This is a genomic window from Limnospira sp. PMC 1279.21, assembly GCF_032349615.1.
Lineage (GTDB): Bacteria > Cyanobacteriota > Cyanobacteriia > Cyanobacteriales > Microcoleaceae > Limnospira > Limnospira fusiformis.
Genome location: NZ_JARPLU010000070.1, coordinates 6,709 through 24,966, shown reverse-complemented (window position 1 = coordinate 24,966; position 18,258 = coordinate 6,709). Strand labels below are relative to the sequence as shown.

Below are 18,258 nucleotides of genomic sequence, written 5' to 3'. Positions count from 1 at the left end.
TCTTCACCAGAAAAAAACTTACGGCTACCAAGAACGTTGGAAGCAACAGCGAGAGGCGTTTATTGCTCAGATTCAACATATGGAGCCGGAAGAGTTGGTTTACCTCGATGAAGCTGGCATCAATAGTCAAGACTCGGATTATCCTTATGGTTACTGTGAGGAAGGACAACGCTTCCATGCCCTCAAATCCGGGAAGAGGCAGGGCAGGGTGAGCATGATTGTGGCATGGTGTCATCAACAACTCTTAGCCCCCTTTACCTTTGAGGGTTGTTGTAATCGGACAGTGTTTGAGTTGTGGTTGGAGTTCATCTTAATTCCAACACTGAAGCCAGGTCAGACTCTAGTGCTAGACAATGCAACGTTTCATAAAGGGGGACGGATTCCTGAGCTAGTGGAGGCGGCTCAATGCCGTTTGCTCTATCTACCACCTTATTCGCCAGACCTCAACAAGATAGAGAAATGTTGGTCGTGGTTGAAAGCCCGCATTCGCCACTGCATTGAGCAGTTTGATTCTCTCCATGATGCCATGGATTCCTTTCTCTAAGCTGCGTCCTAACCACCTTTACTAATGCTATAAATCCTGGGAATTTGGGTAGTATAAAATGGATGAATCTAGGGTTAATAAGTAGGCAATTAATGGTTAATTAAGTTGTAGTAATTATCCCAGACTTGGGTAAATTACAGCTGGTTCACCAGTCGCTTAATACATTGCCCTCACCCTCAATCCCTCTCCCAGGGGGGGAGAGGGACTTGGAGATAGGAATAGATTGGGTATAATAATACTCAAAGTTTTGGATAAAGTTGATAGAGATGAAACTTAGCTTTTGTATAATTGCCAAAAATGAAGCCCATCAGTTAGGGGAATGTTTACAGACGGTGGGAAAGTTAGTAGATGAAATGATAGTGGTGGATACAGGTTCTAGAGATGGAACGCCGGAAGTAGCTAAAAATATGGGGGCGAGAGTGTATGAGTTTAGCTGGTGTGATGACTTTGCGGCGGCGAGAAATGCGGGTTTAAAATATGTGACAGGTGACTGGGTTTTGGTATTAGATGCAGATGAGCGATTAAGGGAGGGGATTATTCCGAAAATTCGGAGCTTGATTAACCAGGAAGATTATTTGCTGATTAACTTGGTGCGACAGGAAATAGGGGCGGTGCAGTCTCCTTATTCTTTGGTGTCGCGACTGTTTAGAAATCATCCGGATCTGTATTTTTCTCGCCCTTATCATGCTTTGGTTGATGATAGTGTGATGGAGATTTTGCGGCGGGAACCTGACTGGCGGATAGGTTCTATTCCGGAAATAGCGATCGCTCATTATGGATATAGCACGGATGCGATCGCCGCCAGGAATAAACAACAAAGGGCTTGTCAAGCTATGGAAAGCTATTTAAAACAGCATCCCGATGATCCCTACTTAGCGAGTAAATTAGGGGCTCTGTATGTGCAATTAGGTAAACTCTCAGCAGGTATTGACCTGTTAGAAAAAGGGCTAAAGCAGGCATCTGGAATTGAGGGGGGGACTATGTATGAATTGCATTATCACCTAGGAATTGCCTATAGCAAAAGGGGACAACTAGAGGCGGCGGAAGCACAATATAAAAAGGCGATCGCAGTTAATGTATTCCCTCAATTAAAAATAGGGGCTTATAATAATCTGGGAAATCTGCTGAAAGAGAGGGGCCACCTAAAAGGGGCCCAAAGTGCCTATGAAACGACGATAGAAATTGATCCATTATTTAGCTTAGGTTACTATAATCTGGGTATGACTCTACGGGCGATGGGAAATTCCCAAAAAGCGATCGCATCTTATCAAAAAGCGATTTCTCTTAACCCTCACCATGGGGAAGCCTACCAAAATTTAGGGGCGGCTTTGTTAGGTATTGGCAACATTCCCGATAGTCTGAAAGCCTTTCAAACAGCCATAAGCCTATATGAACAAACCAACCCCCACCAGGCCAAACTGCTCAAAAAAACCTTGTCAGAAATGGGATGGCGAATATAGACTTCTGCACTATGGGGAAATTTGATACTACAATGCAGCAACAGAACTAGGATGGGTATGATGTGAAAGTCTCTATCAAAGGTTCTAAAAGGTCTGGGTAAGTCACAAGACTTATCTCAAAAGCTAATCATGTTAGGAGTCATGCAATAGTGCGACCCGTTAGCCTGAAACTGGGGAAAATCCCCTGGGGGAAAGGCTGCAAGGGGATATAAACCCTTGACAACTGAATATCGCTTGTTGGTGCGGAAATCTGAAAAGTCCCAATATGGGAAGTATCAGAATCAAAAAATCTCCAAGTCCAACCCTCCAAGTGCGGGAGTGAAAACAGTTCCCCACGGTAGCGACTGGTCATCAATCCGTGAAGCGGGAATTGGGCGTAAACCCTGTTAAATGGGGATTTAAGCGCCCTGTAGCTGGCTATGAGTAGGGAAGCGAACTTCTGGGAGAACTACCGTTAGACTCCAAATTAGGCGGGTATACCCTGCCTTATATGTATGGGGCGAGAAAACGTTGTTGTTGCCAACGTTAACAGGTTATTTCTGTAGGGAATAACTAGGCACTCAAAGGGCCCCCGGTAGAAAGGAAGACTCTAAGGCCAGGAACCAAAGCGATTTTCGGAACGGGATAACCCCTAAGTTGCTCTCGGTGGGTTTTTAGCCTATTACTGAGTAGTCAACCAAGGCGGATAACTGGGTATTCCAGGCGGCTTAGGGGAGGGATGGTGTCAGAAGCGAAGGCCCCGACTATAAATCGGGGATATGCAGACGGACACACGGAATTGAGTTGTTGTGCTGAATGAGTGAGTTGCTGTGAAGAAGACTAAAGCCAGTCTGATAGGGACGAGGATGGTATGCGTAGATGAGTCGTTGTTGACGGTGAAGGGGGAGATGAAAGGCCGCCGAAACTGTTGGCAACGTGGTCTATGGAAGCTGCAACAACGGATTTACCGCGCCTCGAAACGGGGTGAGATTAAGGTGGTCCGTAAACTCCAAAAAATGCTCTGTCGTTCGGCTTCTGTGAGGTATCTTGCTAGTGATATTTGTGATGGGGGTTCTATAGCTGTTCAAGAGTGTTTGATGCAATGGGCTTTGGAACCGGAATGGCGGGCTCGTTGGGAGTTGGATGATGATAGTAGTTTCGGGGTTTCATCGGTTGGGGAACTGTTGCAAGCGATCGCTCAAAGTCTGGAAAATGGCCCTAAGTTTGTCTGGGTTGTTGATTTAGCCAGGCTGGGTCAACCGAGAATCTTGGCTCAAAGGTTGCCGGATTTACCGCGCTTTATGGCTTTGAATAAGGCTCGGATTGATGGGGCTTTGGGGTGTTTCTTGGATGCGATCGCACTCGTCGAGTTCAACCACCAATTGAGTCGCTTAATCAGGGAACAGGGCAACCCGGAAACTACTCTGATTCGATTCGGCGAAATTATGGTGATTTTAGATGGTGACATGAGGAATATCAACATCTATCAAAAAGCCGTTAGTGAGTGGCTAGACAAATGGGAAATTTCCCCAGTTTCTGATTTCTATGCTGTCACGAACACGGCTAATTGTGTTGACGAAAACTCTCCGGGTGTTGACCTGTTGGGGTTTCATATTCGCCAGTTTAAAAATCATCATCGCCGGGGATTAAACTATCATACGACTATCAGCCCTAGTCGAGAATCTGCCCATCAACACTATCGAGAATTGGCGGCGATAGTTAGTAGCCATAAAGCCAGTCGTCAAGGGGATTTAATTAACCTACTGAATCGGAAAATTGAGGATTGGTCTGGTCAATATCAATGGGCTAATAACCGCAAAATTCACCGAAATTTAGATAGGTTAATTAACCAAAAATTGCGGAGTTGGGCGAAACGTCGTCACCCGGATAAACCTATTAACTATTGGCGGCGAAAATACTGGCAAGGTACAGAAACAGGTGGCTGTAGGTTTGGCTGTTTCCATAAGGGAAAATGGGTGAGCCTTCTTAAACATACAGTATAACAGCATAGCTTGATTCTGAGGAGCCGTGTGAGGTGAAAGTCTCATGCACGGTTTTGGAGACGAGTAGGCTGGGTGACTGGCTTGCTTAGTTTAACTGAGTAATCAACGTACACCTATCGGAATTGTGGGTGCATCAGGTTATGGTGGGGTGCAACTGGTGCGCTTATTACAGGATCACCCCCTGGTTGAAATTGTTTATTTAGGAGGAGAAAGTAGCGCCGGAAAACCTTTTTGTAGTTTATATCCCCACCTGGGTCATCAGGTGGAGTTGATGATTGAACCAATTGATTTGGATAAAATTGCTAGTCGGTGTGAGGTGGTGTTTCTATCTTTGCCGAATGGTTTGGCCTGCGAAATGGCTCCGCAACTGCTAGAAAAAGGCTGTTATGTTCTGGATCTGTCTGCTGATTATCGGTTTACTAATTTAAATACCTATACCAAGTGGTATAACAAAGAAAGAAGCGCTGATCTGGATGTGGCTAGGACGGCGGTTTATGGTTTGCCGGAACTATACCGAGATGCGATCGCCTCAGCGCGATTAGTGGGCTGTCCTGGCTGCTATGTGACCGCTAGTTTGTTGGCTTTATCCCCCCTATTAAAACAGGGGTTAATTGTCCCTGATAGTGCCATTATTGATGCTAAATCGGGTGCTTCTGGTGGGGGACGACAAGCCAAAACTAATATGTTATTGGCCGAAGCAGATGCCTCGGTTTCAGCCTATGGCATTGGTGGACACCATCGCCACACCCCGGAAATTGAGCAAGTTTGTAGTGATTTGGCTGGACATAATGTGAAGGTGCAGTTTACTCCCCATTTAATGCCTATGGTGCGGGGTATTTTGGCCACAGTTTACGCTAACTTGCGCGACCCGGGTTTGGTGCGGGAAGATTTGCTGACCATTTATAAGGCATTTTACCGAAATTCTCCCTGGGTTAAGGTTTTACCTGGGGGAACTTTCCCCCAAAGTAAATGGGCCTGTGGCACAAATCTTTGTTATATCGGTATTGAGGTAGACCAACGCACCGATAGGGCGATCGTGATTTCTACTATTGATAACCTGATTAAAGGTCAAGCTGGACAGGCGGTTCAATGCCTTAATATTATGAAGGGATGGTCGGAAACTCTCGGACTACCTCAGTTGAGTTTTTATCCCTAAAATTAAGTCTGGGGCGGGTTAATCAGTCTCTCACCCGCCCTAAACTTTTACCCGCCGTGACGGGTTAATAACACTGGACAGTTGGCGTAAACTCGCACATAGTCGGATAGGGAATTCCCCAGTAGGCGATCAATATCAATGAAACTCTTGGCTACCGTGGGACGGCGATCGGGAGAACCCAGCAACAGCAGATCCGCGTTGATATCTTCTGCGATCCGGCAAATTTCCGGGCCGGGTTTTCCGGTTCCGGTAACACAACGATAACTAAGTCCCATTTGTTTGGCTTGGGCTACCGCCGGGGCTAAAACTGGGTCGTTTTCCGCATTGGCGGTGTAGTCTTCTGCTGATTGGCCACTGAGATCTTTATTAACATGGGCGATAATTAATTGTCCGCCTTGGATGTCTTTCACAAAGTCGATCGCCGTTTTTAGGCATTCCTGGGCTTCTGGGGATGAATTGTAAGCTACCATGACCCGCCGTAGCTTCTTGATATAGGTATCGTCTTTGACCAACAGCATAGGCCGAGATGTGAGTTGGAAAACGTATTGACTGACTGAGTTTTCTAAAATGGCTTGCAGTCGTCCTAACCCCCGTGAACCGATAATAATTAGATCGGCGTTTTCTTCGTCTGCTACCTGACAAACGATATCTTTGGGATCACCTTGTTTGAGTCTAGGATTAACTCGCTGAGGATCAACTTTCACGGATTGGACGGCTTGGGCGAGGATTTTGCCTCCCTCTTCTAGTTTGGCGGACATTCCCTCAGCCGTGACTTGGCTGGGGACTACATGGAGAAGGGTGATAGATGCCTGTTGCAGAGATGGTAAATCCATCAGCATATTTAGCATCTCTTCGCACAGTCCACGACCAGCAACAGCAACTAAAATTTTATTGATCATAGGTTTTGCCCAAAATTCAAAACAACGCTCATTATCAAACGCACTATTATATAACTTAGGACAAAGCGGCTGATTAACTGATAATTTGTAGAAATGTAGCGTTTTGGAACGAATTGTAAAGTGTCTCGATTAGAATATCCTAGTTCACAAGATCAGCCCACTAAGACCTCAAATTGGTTTGAGTATCTGGTGGAAGTGTTCCCACATCAAACTGACTATGCGGGGGCGGTTTGGCATGGGACTTATGTGGGTTGGATGGAAGAGGCCCGTATTGGGGCGTTGCGGTCTGTGGGGGTTGGTTATGATCAGTTGGTGGCTTTGGGGTTTGAGTTGCCTGTGGTTGAGTTGGAAATCCGCTATCATCAATTTGTACACATGGGCGATCGCATTAAGGTTAAAAATCGTATTGCTGGCTTGACAAAAGTTCGCATTCCCTGGGAATTTGAGATTGAGTCCCTAGACGGTAGTCAACGCTATGTTAGCGCCACTACTACTCTGGTGGTTATCGATCGCCAAACTGGTAAAATTAGACGACAATGGCCGCCTATTTTAAATGAGGCGATCGCTAAACTCATCGATAATGGTTAAGTTACGCTATCTTGGGAAATTGGGGCGATCGGTAATTCTACTCGAAATTCTGCCCCCTCTCCAGGAAGAGAAGATAAAATCAACTGTCCGTGATGTTTTTCTACCACAATTTGATAGCTGGTAGCTAGTCCTAATCCCATCCCTTTGCCCACAGTTTTAGTAGTGAAAAATGGGTCAAATAAACGGGATTGTCACTCCGGCGCAATTCCCACACCATTATCACGAATCCGAATCGCTACCCGGTTAGGATTAACTTGTTCTGTGGTTATCCAAATAGTCGGAACCCAGTCGGAATCATCCCCTTGATTTTGAGCAGATATTAAGCTATCAATAGCATTATTAATTAGGTGCATAAATACTTGATTAATTAAGCCGTGATAACCGTTAATTTTCGGCAAATTTTTCGCCTGTTTATTAATAACTTGAATATCAACAGTATCATCGTTTCCCTGCAATCTATGCTTTATTAAATGCAAAATGCTGTTGATAGATTAATGCCAATCAATCGATTTCATATCTGCTTCATTGGTGGTGCGGCAGAAAATTCGCCAAGCTAACATGATTTGATAAATCCGTTTTATCCCTGTTTTCATGGATCTAATTAAGTTCCGAAGATCCTCTAAAACAAAATCTAGTTCCAGTTTTTCTGCTAGGTCTAAAATCCTGGGGGAAGGATGGGGATATTCTTGTCGATATAAATTCATTAACTCAATGATATCTTGACAATATTGATAGGCAGGTTCAAGGTTGCCAGCAATGAAATTAATCGGATTATTAAGTTCATGAAAAATCCCTGCTAATAATTGATTTAAGGCTACCATTGTCTGCTTTTGGATTAGTTCAACTTGGGTGGCTGCTAACTGCTTTTGGGTCGCTTTTAGTTGCTGATTTTGAAGCTGTAAATCTATCTCTTGGCAGATTTGGGATTTTTAGTTGATTGTTAATCCTCGCCATCACCTCTTCTACTTGAAAAGGTTTCGTGATATAATCCACTCCTCCCACTTGAAAAGCCCTAACTTGATCTTCAATTTGATTAATAGCACTCACCAAAATAATCGGAATTTCCGAAGTTTCTGGATTGTTTTTTAAGGCTTGACAAACTTGATAACCATTGAGACCCTGCATATTGATATCAAGTAAAATTAAGTCCGGTTTTAAGGCATTAACTGCCATGAGTGCCATCTTACCGTTAATAGATTTCCGCACCCGAAATCCAAACTCCATTAACATAGTTGATAATAACCTAATATTTTCTGGGACATCATCAACTATTAAGATATCGGCTGATGCAAAATTATGATTATTCATAATTCATGGCTTTTAATAGTTTTAAGTATTGATTATTTAGGAGTTAAAACTAGCGAAATTATTTACCATGTTAGATTTCCGGAGATTAAATCGAGCAATGAACTTTCGGGTAGCGGTGGAGAAAATAAATAACCTTGTGCAAACTCACATTCTAAACTTCTCAATAATGACAGTTGTTCGGGGGTTTCTACACCCTCAGCAATTACCCCCATTTTCATGGTTTTTGCAATGTTAACAATCACGGGAACTAAGCCGCAACTTGAACCATTATTATCCATTCTTTGCACAAAAGATTTGTCGATTTTAAGAGTGTCAACTTGGAAATTATGCAGATAACTTAAAGAAGAGTATCCCGTGCCAAAATCATCAATACTTAGTCGGACATTTTGGCTTTTAAAACCTTCCAGAATAGCTACTGCTGTTTTCGGGTTATCCATAATTGCGCTTTCTGTTATTTCTAATTTTAAGCAATGGGGATCTAGTTTGGTGGCTTCTAAAATTTGTTGTATTTGCTGACTTAGCTCCATATTAGCAAACTGTCTCGCGGATACATTCACACTGATAAACATCGAATCATTAATAAGTTTATTTTCTTGCCAGCTTCTGAATTGCTCACAAGCACTTTTTAACACTAAATAACCAATGGCGTTAATTAAACCTGTTTCTTCGGCTATGGGAATAAATAAGACGGGGGGAATTAATTTTTTGGTGGGATGTTGCCACCTAATTAAGGCTTCAAAACCTGCGATTTTTCCGGTTTTTAGATGGATTATGGGTTGATAATAAACTAGAAATTCATTATTAGTAATGGCTCGCCTTAAATCGTTTTCAAGTTGCAGCTTTTCCGAAACATGGTGGTGCATACTCGGGTCAAATATATGATATTGACCTTTGCCTAAGTCTTTGGCTCGATACATGGCTGTATCTGCATCTCGTAGTATATGTTCCGGTTTTTGATAATCTAAATGTGACAAAGATATGCCAATACTTACATTGATAAATACTTCTTGATTTGGCAAGACAAAAGGATGGGAAAAACTATCAAGAACTTTTTGAGCAATGGTTTTGGCTTCCGCCATATCCTCGATTTTATTAACCATAATCGCAAATTCGTCGCCTCCTAAACGAGCCAGGGTGTCTTCCGGTTTTAGCAGGGATTTTAGACGTTTGGAAATAGCGACTAATAGTTGATCACCTACGGAATGTCCGAGGGATTCGTTAATCATTTTAAAGCGATCGCAGTCTAGCAACAACACCACAAACTGATAGTTAGGATATTGCTGTTTGATGTCAATACCATCAGCCAGACGTTCCAAAAATAAGGCTCGATTTGGTAAATTAGTTAACTCATCACGAAAAGCCATATCCCGGAGTTTACTGTTAGCAATTTCTAATTCTTTAGTTCGCTGTTCAACTCTTGCTTCTAGTTGGGTATTTAAAATTTGTAATTGCTGTTGAGTTCGCCGGAGAGTTAGTTGATTTTTTACCCTGATTAAGACTTCCTGAAACTGAAAGGGTTTACTGATATAGTCTACTCCACCACTTTCAAAGGCTTTCACCTTGTCAAAAATATCGTCCAAAGCACTCAGAAAAATTATGGGTACTTCTGCTGTATTAGGATCGGATTTAAGCTGATTACAAACTGTATAACCATCTATATCAGGCATCATAATATCCAGCAGGATTAAATCGGGTAACTTATTATTGACCTCCTCTAGTGCCGTTTTGCCGTCGATCGCCTCACGAACTTGATACCCTTTTTTTCTAAGAATGCGCGACAGTAGATGCAAATTTCCTGGCGTATCATCAACAATCAAAATATCTGATTCTTGGTGGTTATTTGACTGTTTATAACTCATAATGTATTTTAGTCTAGGTTGTGGGGTAAGCTATTGAACCCCCATGGTCAAGGGATTGATAAATAGGAAATATTAACATTGTACTCAACCCAGTTGTTTTTTGGGTATATGTTGCTTATTTGGGTAGCGATACGCCAAACAGACACCAAGATACCACAGTGTTATCAAGAATAGCCATTTAATTGAATTGTCGCCACCACCTGTCCATGATCTGACTTCCAGGGTTCTATTGATTCATCACTTAGGCTTTGGTCTACAAGGTGATCGTTGAATAAGGCAACATAACTAACCTTCCCAACTTGGCGGGAGTTTTCTAAAACTAATTCTTGACTAACCAAAATATGATCGAGAGTTTCATAATAACCATTATACATATAAGTGTAGTAGCAGTCTCGGTAACTTTGCCTAGCCTGAATATCTTTGACACTATAAAGCTGTAACTCATCATGGTTGTGGTTTGGTTTAAATCGGGTTTTTTTCCAAGAAATATCCCCCGCCATAATTTTGGTGGTAATGGCTAAATCACTATCATTAAAATCTCCTAAAATAATAATCGGATTTTGGCTATGGCTCCAAGTCTTGAGCATAATACATCGTAAAGCAGTAGCTTCGGCGGATCGACGCAGTAAAGACCTGACTTTTCCTTTGGCTTTTTCTACGGGATCTTGGCTATCTACTCCTTCGGGAATTTGGGGACGCTGGGATTTTAGATGCACAACAAAAACCGTACACTGTAGGCTGTCTTGTAGTTGAATATTAACTGCTAACACAGGTCGCGAAAAATGGTTAATGGGAATCATAGTTCCTTCTATATCTATTTGAGACTCTGGGGGGAATTTATCATAAATTTGCCAGGAGATAATTGGTAATTTGGAACAGAGACCTACTACGGGTTTATCACGAGTGGGATTCGTGGTAATTAAATGAGCGTTATGATAGGATTCGGTGGCGGCGAGAATTTCTTGTAGTGCTTCGGGGTCAAAGATTTCTTGAAATCCGATGATGTCGGCTTGCATGGTTGCTAACTGATGAGAAATCCAGGTCTTTTTTTGGTGGTAAAGTTCTGGGGTATATTGTCGAGTTTCGTAATAAGTTCGATTGGGTAAAACTAAGTTATATAGGTTAAATGTGCCTATTTTTAAGGTTTTGGATCTGAGAATTGCTGGGGATTTTACGGGTTTGTGAAAGGTTAAATATTCCAGAAATATTGCCCAACTAGCGATCGCATTTTCCTCCCCCCAGGTCTGTCCCCCAGTTGCCTCGGCTAGACGATTATATGCTGTGTCTATTAAGTCTTGACTTAGGGAACTTTGGCGGTTAATATAAATAGTCACATCATGGAGTTTACATGATGCGATCGCTTGATTAATCGCCGTTGTCAAACTGGTGGAGTTTGGCTGACATTCTGTGGGTCTACCCTCCCAGTAATAAATCACTCTCATGGCTTGTGGTCGCCATTGAAAGTCACTACAAATATCCCCAATAGTATCAATAGCCGCCATGGTATTTGGGGGGATACCGTCTTCAACCTGTAACCATTCAACGCGCCAATTTTCCGATGAACTTGAAGCTACTGTAATCATCACTTCAGCAGTTTCTAAAAAATTGGCAAAGGGAGGTTCCAAATCATCAATAGCATTGATTAAAAGCACTATATCAATTGTCATCATTATTCCACCTTAGACATTCGCTGATCAAGATAATTATTAAACAGTCTAATTATCATGGTAGTGCCGACATTTTCTTGGGAGTCACATTCGAGATAACCACCATGTTGCTCAACAATAGTTTTATGAGCAATAGATAAACCCAAACCTGTGCCGCGTCCCACAGATTTAGTCGTAAAAAATGGATCAAAAATTTTCGACTGTATTTCCTGGGGTATTCCCAGACCATTATCAGCAATTTCGATTTTTACCCCCACATTACCAGACTTAGGATGATGAACAGGTAAAGTGCTGACGGTGAGGGTAGGAATAAAGTCTCTATCCACTTTTATCCGGTCTTCCAAAGCATCGATCGCATTATTTAATAAATTCAGAAATACCTGATTGATTTCACTAGCAAAGCATTCAATTCTCGGCAAATCCCCCCAATGGTTAATAAGTTCAATTTGGCATTTTTTGGCAACCATATTAAAGCGACCTTGTAGCATCATGATCGTACTTTCCAAGCCTTCATTAATATCGGCTTTTTTGATTTTAGCCTCATCAAGTCTAGCAAAATTTCGCAAAGATAAAACAATTTTAGTGACCCGCTCGGCTCCCCGTTGCATGGACTCTAAAATATTACCAAAATCTTCCTTAATAAACTCCAGATCGATTTCCTCAATCTTATCTTGAATATCGGGATGAGTTTCGGGATAAACCTGCTGATATAATTCACACAAATCTAATAAATCGGCTAAATATTGTCGAGCCGGATTAACATTACCGTAAATAAAACTAATCGGATTGTTAATTTCATGAGCCACCCCAGCCACTAACTGTCCTAAAGATGCCATTTTTTCACTTTGGATAATTTGCGCCTGGGTACTCTTCAGCTCTTGCAAAGTAGTAGCAAGCTGTTTAGCCTTGCGTCGTTCTCTCGCCTCGGATCTTTGGAGAGCCTCTTCCGCCTGTTTCCGTTCAGCCAGTTCCATTTGTACCTGTTCAAAGAGGCTGCATTGTTGGAGAGCGATCGCCAATTGCACGCCAATTTGTTTAAGGCTAGAAATCTCAAAGGCTTGCCACTTGCGAGTATCCCGACATTGATGAGCAATTAATAATCCCCAAAGTTTACTATTGTCTTTTGCCACATTTTTCGGTTGCAAAATGGGAATTACCAGATTAGCTTTCACCTGTAAACCTTCCAAAAGTCCCACATGACAACGAGTTAAATTAGCATTATAAATATCAGCGATCGCTCTAGTTCTGCCATCTTCATACAACCGCGCATGGGAAGACTCAAAACACTCATCACGAATATCTAAACCCTGCAAAGCCATCCATTCTGAACCCACCGACTCCACCGCAATAAAGCCAGTCCAATCGGCATTAAACTGATAAATCACTGTGCGATCGACCTGCAAGAAATAGCGGACTTCCTCCACCGCAGTTTGCAGGACCTCTTGTAAATTCAAAGATGAGCGTATCCGCTCCAACATAATACCGACAAATCTTTCCTGTAGTAACTTTTGTTGGAGAGTTTCCTCGGCTCGTCGTCGCTCGGTAATATCGGTATGTACAATAATTAATCCAATGGGATTTTCTGCTGTGTCAAAAATACAATCAGCACGGACTAAATTAGGAATAATCACCCCATAGCGAGTTTTAATCCCAACTTCCCCACTCCACGATCGCAAATTTTGCAGAGAAGACAAAATACTATTACCAACCCGGGTAGAAATATAAAGTTTAATCGGTCCACCGATCGCATTTAATTCTTCCACAGTATAGCCGTAACTTTCAATCAAGGCGCGATTCAAATATAGTGCTTTTCCTTCCAGGTCTGTAATCACAATAGCATCACTGCTGCTATCTACCGCCGCCTTAACCCGCAATAGTTCAATTTCGGCTTGTTTGCGATCGCTAACATCTTTATAAGTCCCCGTCATTCGCAGGGGTCGTCCTTGTTCATCCCATTTAAATATCTTACCACGAGACAGCATCCATTGCCATTTTTGGGAACTATTTAGCATTCGCATTTCCACCTCATAAACATGGCGGCGACCCTTCATAGAATCATTTAAAGCCTCCACAACTCGTTTTTGATCATGGGGGTGAATTAATTGTTTCCAAGATTGGAAAGTATTATCAATTTCCTGTGGTTCATATCCTAACATTCGTTGCCATTGTGGGTCAAAATATACTTCTCCGGTCGAGATATTCCAATCCCATAAACCCAAAGAACTACCTTCCAGAGCCAATTTTAATTGTTCCTCACGACTTTGTAACGCTTCCACCGCTTTTTTAAATTCAATAACCACCGCCATTTGATTAGCAATTACCGCCAAAGTTTCCAAAACTTGCTTAGTCAATAATTCCCGACTAAATAAACCCATTACCCCCACACAAGCACCGTCAACAATTAACGGATACCCGACAAAATTAGTTAAACCTTGCTGGGTAATAGTGGCAAAATCCTCACCCCAAGCATCATGGCATAAATCGAAGCTCAAAATCGATTGTTGTTTACTCACTATTACCCCTATTGGCTGAGAACCAACTGTAATAAAAGCCAAATTTGCTGGGGGATTATCCAAACCATCAATACCTTGTAATTCTAGTAAAGTATTGGCATGATTTATCGCCCAAATACAAGTAATCGTATCATCAAAATAATTCCCCAAAGTCTTAGCACAATTAGTCATAACTTCCGATAAACTACCCCCACGAGTTATCGCAAACCCTACCTCAGATTTGAGAGCCGTTAATTGTACGCGAAGTGCTAACTCAGCCGTGGCTCGTTTGTGTTCGGTAATATCCCTAATTATGCAAATGACTGTTTGGGAGTTGCCACGGATAATGCGGGTTTCATATTGCCTCCATTCCTCTCCATTCTTGACAGGTAATTGATATTCAATGGCTTGAATTTCCGAGAAAAATAAAGCGCGATTATGAGCATCTTGGAGATTATTACCAACTTCATCAGGCAAAATATCTAGGATATTTCTACCTAATAATAATTCTGGTAACATCCAGTCAGAACTGTTATGGGGTGGTTTCACATCAACGATTGTGCCATCCCTCTGACATTGAAGAATTAAATCAGGAATGGCATTTAATAAGGCTCGGTTAGTCGCTTCGCTTTCCAGCAAAGCCACCTCGGAAAGTTTTTGGTTGGTGATATCTGTAGCCAGACAGCAAATAGCTGCTGTTTTTCCGGTATCATCTTCTAACAGAAAACGATTAGATAGGTAGGTTTTTAAGCTGTCATTAAACCGGATTTCTTCTTCCCATTGGATAGGTTCTTGAGTCTCTAATAAAGCTGTATCAGCCGATTGAAAAGCTAGGGCGATTTCTGGGGGAAACAAATCATAATCAGTTTTACCCAGCACCTGATCACGGTGCAAATTAAATCGCTTTTCATACTCTCGGTTCACTAGGAGATAGCGTCCGCCATCGTCTTTCATGTAAATTATGGCGGGAGCGTGATCAAGGATATTTTGTAGTCGCTTTTGGCTTTGGTGTAGAGACCTTTGAGCGATCGCCCTTTCATGAGCCTCCAAAGCTAGAGTTACCCAGTCTGCTAGGTAGGTGGCAAAGTTCTGTTGTTGCAGATCCCAATTAATCACCTCTCCCTGATTTTCTAAACACAGAACCCCGATAGTTTCCCCTCCCAAATGAATGGGAATATCTAACATAGACCTAATATCCAGAGGCTGAAGATAGGCGGCGGTAAATTCCCTAGTGCTGGGGTGATTTTGGGCATCTACTGCCACAATTCTCTCTGTAGTTTCTAGGGCGGAAAAATAGCTCGGATAGTCGGTAGCTTCCAGCTTGCTCCCCTGAGAATAGCAGTCTTTTTCCTGCTCATATAACTTGACACACTCAATGGCATTATGGTATGGTGTATAAAACCATATACTCGCTCTACTTACTTGCAAAGTGCGGGCAGCAATACGAGTCAGGGTCTCAAAGGCTTGGTCAATATCTCCGTGATAAAATTCCCAAGACCGAGCCAGTTCCATTTGTGCCTGTTGTTGATTATGCAGAAACTGCTGTCGCTGTTTTTGGGTGTCGATCGCTTCTGGTGCTAGTGGTCGAACCATTGCCAAAAATCCGATCAATTCCCCATTTGCGTCTCTCACGCCGCTGATCAACAGAGACACAACCACAGTAGTACCATCACGGCGAATATAGGTGTGTTGCTGTTCGTCAGTTTCCCCTAAAATTACGCGCTCTATGAGGGTTTGATGTAGCTGTTCTTTTTGGTCAGTGTGGCGAGTATTTCTGTGGTCTTGGTGATGAAATTCCGTCCAGTGAATATGGTCGATCGCCTCCGACGCTGTATATCCTAGGAGGTTTTCCGCCGCGCGATTAAATGTGCAAACCATACCATTGCGATCGGTCGCAATGATAGCAATATCAGCACAATGAATAATAGCTTGCTGAAATTCTGGACTCGATGGATAAATTGTCTGAGTAACCATCACAGTTTAATAGAAGTTTAACCAACTCGGCCGATTCAAATCAAGATGCTGGACTTATATTGTAGATGCAGGCTTTAACAGAGTTTGATATTAAAATTTGGTATTATCATCTAGTGTAGCCTGATTAGCGATGAATCGGACAGAAACTAGCCGCTGTGGGACGAAACTACTCAGCAATTAACCGGAAAATCACCTCTGGTGTTAGTTGTTGTACGCCATTGACCACTTGAGTCGCTCCGGCTTTTTTCAGCGTCTGGGTGTAGGATGCTATACTCTCCGTAGTTTCTTGAGCATGGGGAGGTAATACACCCACACCCACCCAAGTCCGCGTGCTGTCCTGTTGCTGTGCTTTAGCGACTGTGTACATATCCGCCACCGTGTCACCCACATAAATCACAGGTTTTGGGGACTCTGGGGGTTCCAATTGACCCACGACAGCCAGCAACCCCGTGGGGTCTGGTTTTCCCGGTGCGTCTTCCATAGCAATTAGGGCAATATTAGGCAGATTTAGTTTCCCCTGTAATACATATAATGCCTCATCTCGCATGGCTCCGCTAAAAAACCCCCAGGCGATCGCATTATCGGTTAACTGCTGGAAATATTCGGGGGTACACAACAGGGGTTCAGAACAAATGTAACCCGTCCAATTATCTGGGTCTGGTCCCTGATAGCGGGATTGGAAAAAGGCTACAATTTGCCGATAGTCCAGGTTAATGGCATCGCGATTTTGACCCTGACTCTCAAAATAGCGATAAATCAACTCCCTGGAGGCTTCCCAGTCATTATTCCAAACCCCTTCAGACTTGAGGCGATCGATATCTGACACCGTAGGGCGATAGGATTTAGTAAAAAGTTCTACCGTATCTGCGATCGCCCGACGATAGGACCCTCCCACGTCTCGAATTACCCCATCAATATCAAAAATTACAATAGCCTTCATGTCAACCCAAAAATGTTACAAACGAGAGATACTGCGATATAATCGAGTGTTGTGTATTTTTTGCAATTAACTCAAATTAGCCCGGAGGTGTAATTGTCAAGATTCATTCTAAAAGTTCTCTGGCTCGATGATAACGTCGCGCTGGCTGTTGACCAAGTAGTAGGGAAAGGGAGTAGTCCACTGACCTCCTACTTTTTCTGGCCACGCAAGGATGCTTGGGAAGAACTCAAAAATGAACTAGAGTCCAAGCGCTGGATCAATGATGTCGAGCGCATTGAGTTACTCAATAAAGCTACCGAAGTCATCAACTACTGGCAAGAGGAAGGCAGGCGGCGGCCCCTTGGTGAGGCTCAATCCAAATTCCCGGAAGTCATTTTCACCGGAAGCAGTTGATAGCGCGCGACAGTTCTTAACATTATAGCGAGTTTGAGCCTACAGCATTCGGTTGTAGGCTTTTGCTCTGTTTGTAACATTGTATATACTTTTTTTTGAGCGATCGGCTAAGTTAAACTGGAAACATCGAGCGCTAGGATAACCAATGAATAGCATCGCTGAATCCACCCAATACAGCAGCCAACAGACTCTCGCCTGGATGAGAGGCCTACTAGCCTTAGCTTGGGCTGACGGTCAGTTTCAAGAGGAGGAACAGGAATTAATTGCCAGCATCACCCATGACATCCTCGCAACAGATATCGATGTTAACACCCTCGAACCCATTTCTCCCCAGGAATTAGCAGAAGTCTTAGGACCCAACCCAATTCTCGCCGAGAACTTCATGCGAACCGCCGTCATGGTCGCGCTGGCTGACGGCATTTATTCAGTCTGTGAAGATGACCTTCTCCACCAGTTTTGTGAAGCCTTGGGTTTACAAGTCAAAGTCTTAGACTCCCTCAGACACACCTTAGAAGATCTATCAGAAGGTTACTGCAAAGAACCCAAGGAACCCAAGCGCCCAGCACATCATCACCATCATATAGATGTTTTAGCTCCCGTCAAGCATTGGCTAGATGACTGGCAACTACATGACCCCAAAGTAGCCAAATTCATTTGTAAAATGGTTCCTCCTCAGTGTCCTTTTGAAAGGGATATTAAGCTCTTTGGTCACAAAATTGTTCATATCCCCCCCATGTGCAAGATTAACCCCCTCTATGAGCAATTAGTAGGGTTACGCTTTCGGGCTTTATCTTATCTGGCTGATGAGTGTCACGAGGATATCTCGAAGTATTGTTAGCTAATCACCAGAGGCAATTATCTTCCGCTTTCAGTTGTTGATGATTGCCTCTGTGTACAATGTAGGGGCGGGTTCTGCTGTGAATTATATCTCCCCACCCGAAGATGAATAAACCCGCCCTATAAACCCGCCCTCTGGGGTTCTGCTGTGAATTATAT

General features: G+C 43.0%; 14 protein-coding genes and 1 pseudogene. 7 read left to right on the top strand and 8 right to left on the bottom strand.

Annotated elements, in window-relative coordinates:
• From P5683_RS12385 to argC, 4 genes are all read left to right on the top strand, one after another.
• Positions 1–544: IS630 family transposase (locus P5683_RS12385; protein ID WP_315645842.1), on the top strand; the 544-nt coding region annotated here is incomplete at its 5' end.
• Positions 545–810: 266 nt separating this feature from the next.
• Complete coding sequence (locus tag P5683_RS12380) at positions 811–2,004, top strand: glycosyltransferase (protein ID WP_006669453.1); 1,194 nt, start codon at positions 811–813, stop codon at positions 2,002–2,004.
• A gap of 809 nt (positions 2,005–2,813) precedes the next feature.
• A complete protein-coding gene (locus tag P5683_RS12375; RefSeq protein ID WP_273249014.1) occupies positions 2,814–3,986 on the top strand; it encodes a group II intron maturase-specific domain-containing protein in 1,173 nt (390 codons plus the stop codon).
• Positions 3,987–4,110: 124 nt separating this feature from the next.
• Complete coding sequence (gene argC, locus P5683_RS12370; RefSeq protein WP_006620553.1) at positions 4,111–5,142, top strand: N-acetyl-gamma-glutamyl-phosphate reductase; 1,032 nt, start codon at positions 4,111–4,113, stop codon at positions 5,140–5,142.
• 47 nt (positions 5,143–5,189) lie between these two features.
• Here the strand turns inward: argC and P5683_RS12365 are convergent, their stop codons facing one another.
• On the bottom strand, positions 5,190–6,041 hold the full coding sequence (locus P5683_RS12365) for a universal stress protein (RefSeq protein ID WP_006620552.1): 852 nt from the start codon (positions 6,039–6,041) through the stop codon (positions 5,190–5,192).
• Between the two features lie 120 nt (positions 6,042–6,161).
• Here P5683_RS12365 and P5683_RS12360 point away from each other — a divergent pair, with 120 nt between their 5' ends.
• Positions 6,162–6,629, top strand: a complete 468-nt coding sequence (locus tag P5683_RS12360) for a thioesterase family protein (protein WP_006620551.1) — start codon at positions 6,162–6,164, stop codon at positions 6,627–6,629.
• Here the strand turns inward: P5683_RS12360 and P5683_RS26450 are convergent.
• From P5683_RS26450 to P5683_RS12320, 7 genes and pseudogenes are all read right to left on the bottom strand, one after another.
• A pseudogene (locus P5683_RS26450) lies at positions 6,626–6,982 on the bottom strand (sensor histidine kinase). The gene P5683_RS12360 and the pseudogene P5683_RS26450 sit on opposite strands and share 4 nt — an antisense overlap.
• Positions 6,983–7,120: 138 nt before the next feature.
• Positions 7,121–7,450 (bottom strand): histidine kinase dimerization/phospho-acceptor domain-containing protein, encoded by a 330-nt coding sequence (locus P5683_RS12345; protein ID WP_006620548.1) that lies wholly within the window; start codon positions 7,448–7,450, stop codon positions 7,121–7,123.
• A gap of 19 nt (positions 7,451–7,469) precedes the next feature.
• On the bottom strand, positions 7,470–7,937 hold the full coding sequence (locus P5683_RS12340; protein ID WP_006620547.1) for a response regulator: 468 nt from the start codon (positions 7,935–7,937) through the stop codon (positions 7,470–7,472).
• A gap of 62 nt (positions 7,938–7,999) precedes the next feature.
• The gene (locus tag P5683_RS12335) at positions 8,000–9,796 is read right to left on the bottom strand and encodes a GGDEF domain-containing response regulator (protein WP_187758350.1); all 1,797 of its coding nucleotides are present in this window, start codon (positions 9,794–9,796) and stop codon (positions 8,000–8,002) included.
• Between the two features lie 164 nt (positions 9,797–9,960).
• A complete protein-coding gene (locus tag P5683_RS12330; RefSeq protein ID WP_006669447.1) occupies positions 9,961–11,466 on the bottom strand; it encodes an endonuclease/exonuclease/phosphatase family protein in 1,506 nt (501 codons plus the stop codon).
• On the bottom strand, positions 11,466–15,929 hold the full coding sequence (locus P5683_RS12325) for a PAS domain S-box protein (RefSeq protein WP_035758567.1): 4,464 nt from the start codon (positions 15,927–15,929) through the stop codon (positions 11,466–11,468). The genes P5683_RS12330 and P5683_RS12325 overlap by 1 nt, the downstream gene beginning before the upstream one ends.
• A gap of 166 nt (positions 15,930–16,095) precedes the next feature.
• Complete coding sequence (locus P5683_RS12320; protein ID WP_006620543.1) at positions 16,096–16,869, bottom strand: TIGR01548 family HAD-type hydrolase; 774 nt, start codon at positions 16,867–16,869, stop codon at positions 16,096–16,098.
• Positions 16,870–16,962: 93 nt separating this feature from the next.
• On the opposite strand from P5683_RS12320, the gene P5683_RS12315 reads away from it, so the two are divergent.
• Together P5683_RS12315 and P5683_RS12310 are read left to right on the top strand one after the other, a co-directional pair.
• Entirely contained in the window at positions 16,963–17,262 is a 300-nt protein-coding gene (locus P5683_RS12315) for a 30S ribosomal protein PSRP-3 (protein WP_006619075.1), read from the top strand.
• A gap of 145 nt (positions 17,263–17,407) precedes the next feature.
• Positions 17,408–18,100 (top strand): Mo-dependent nitrogenase C-terminal domain-containing protein, encoded by a 693-nt coding sequence (locus P5683_RS12310; RefSeq protein ID WP_006620542.1) that lies wholly within the window; start codon positions 17,408–17,410, stop codon positions 18,098–18,100.
• The last annotated feature ends 158 nt before the right edge of the window (positions 18,101–18,258 follow it).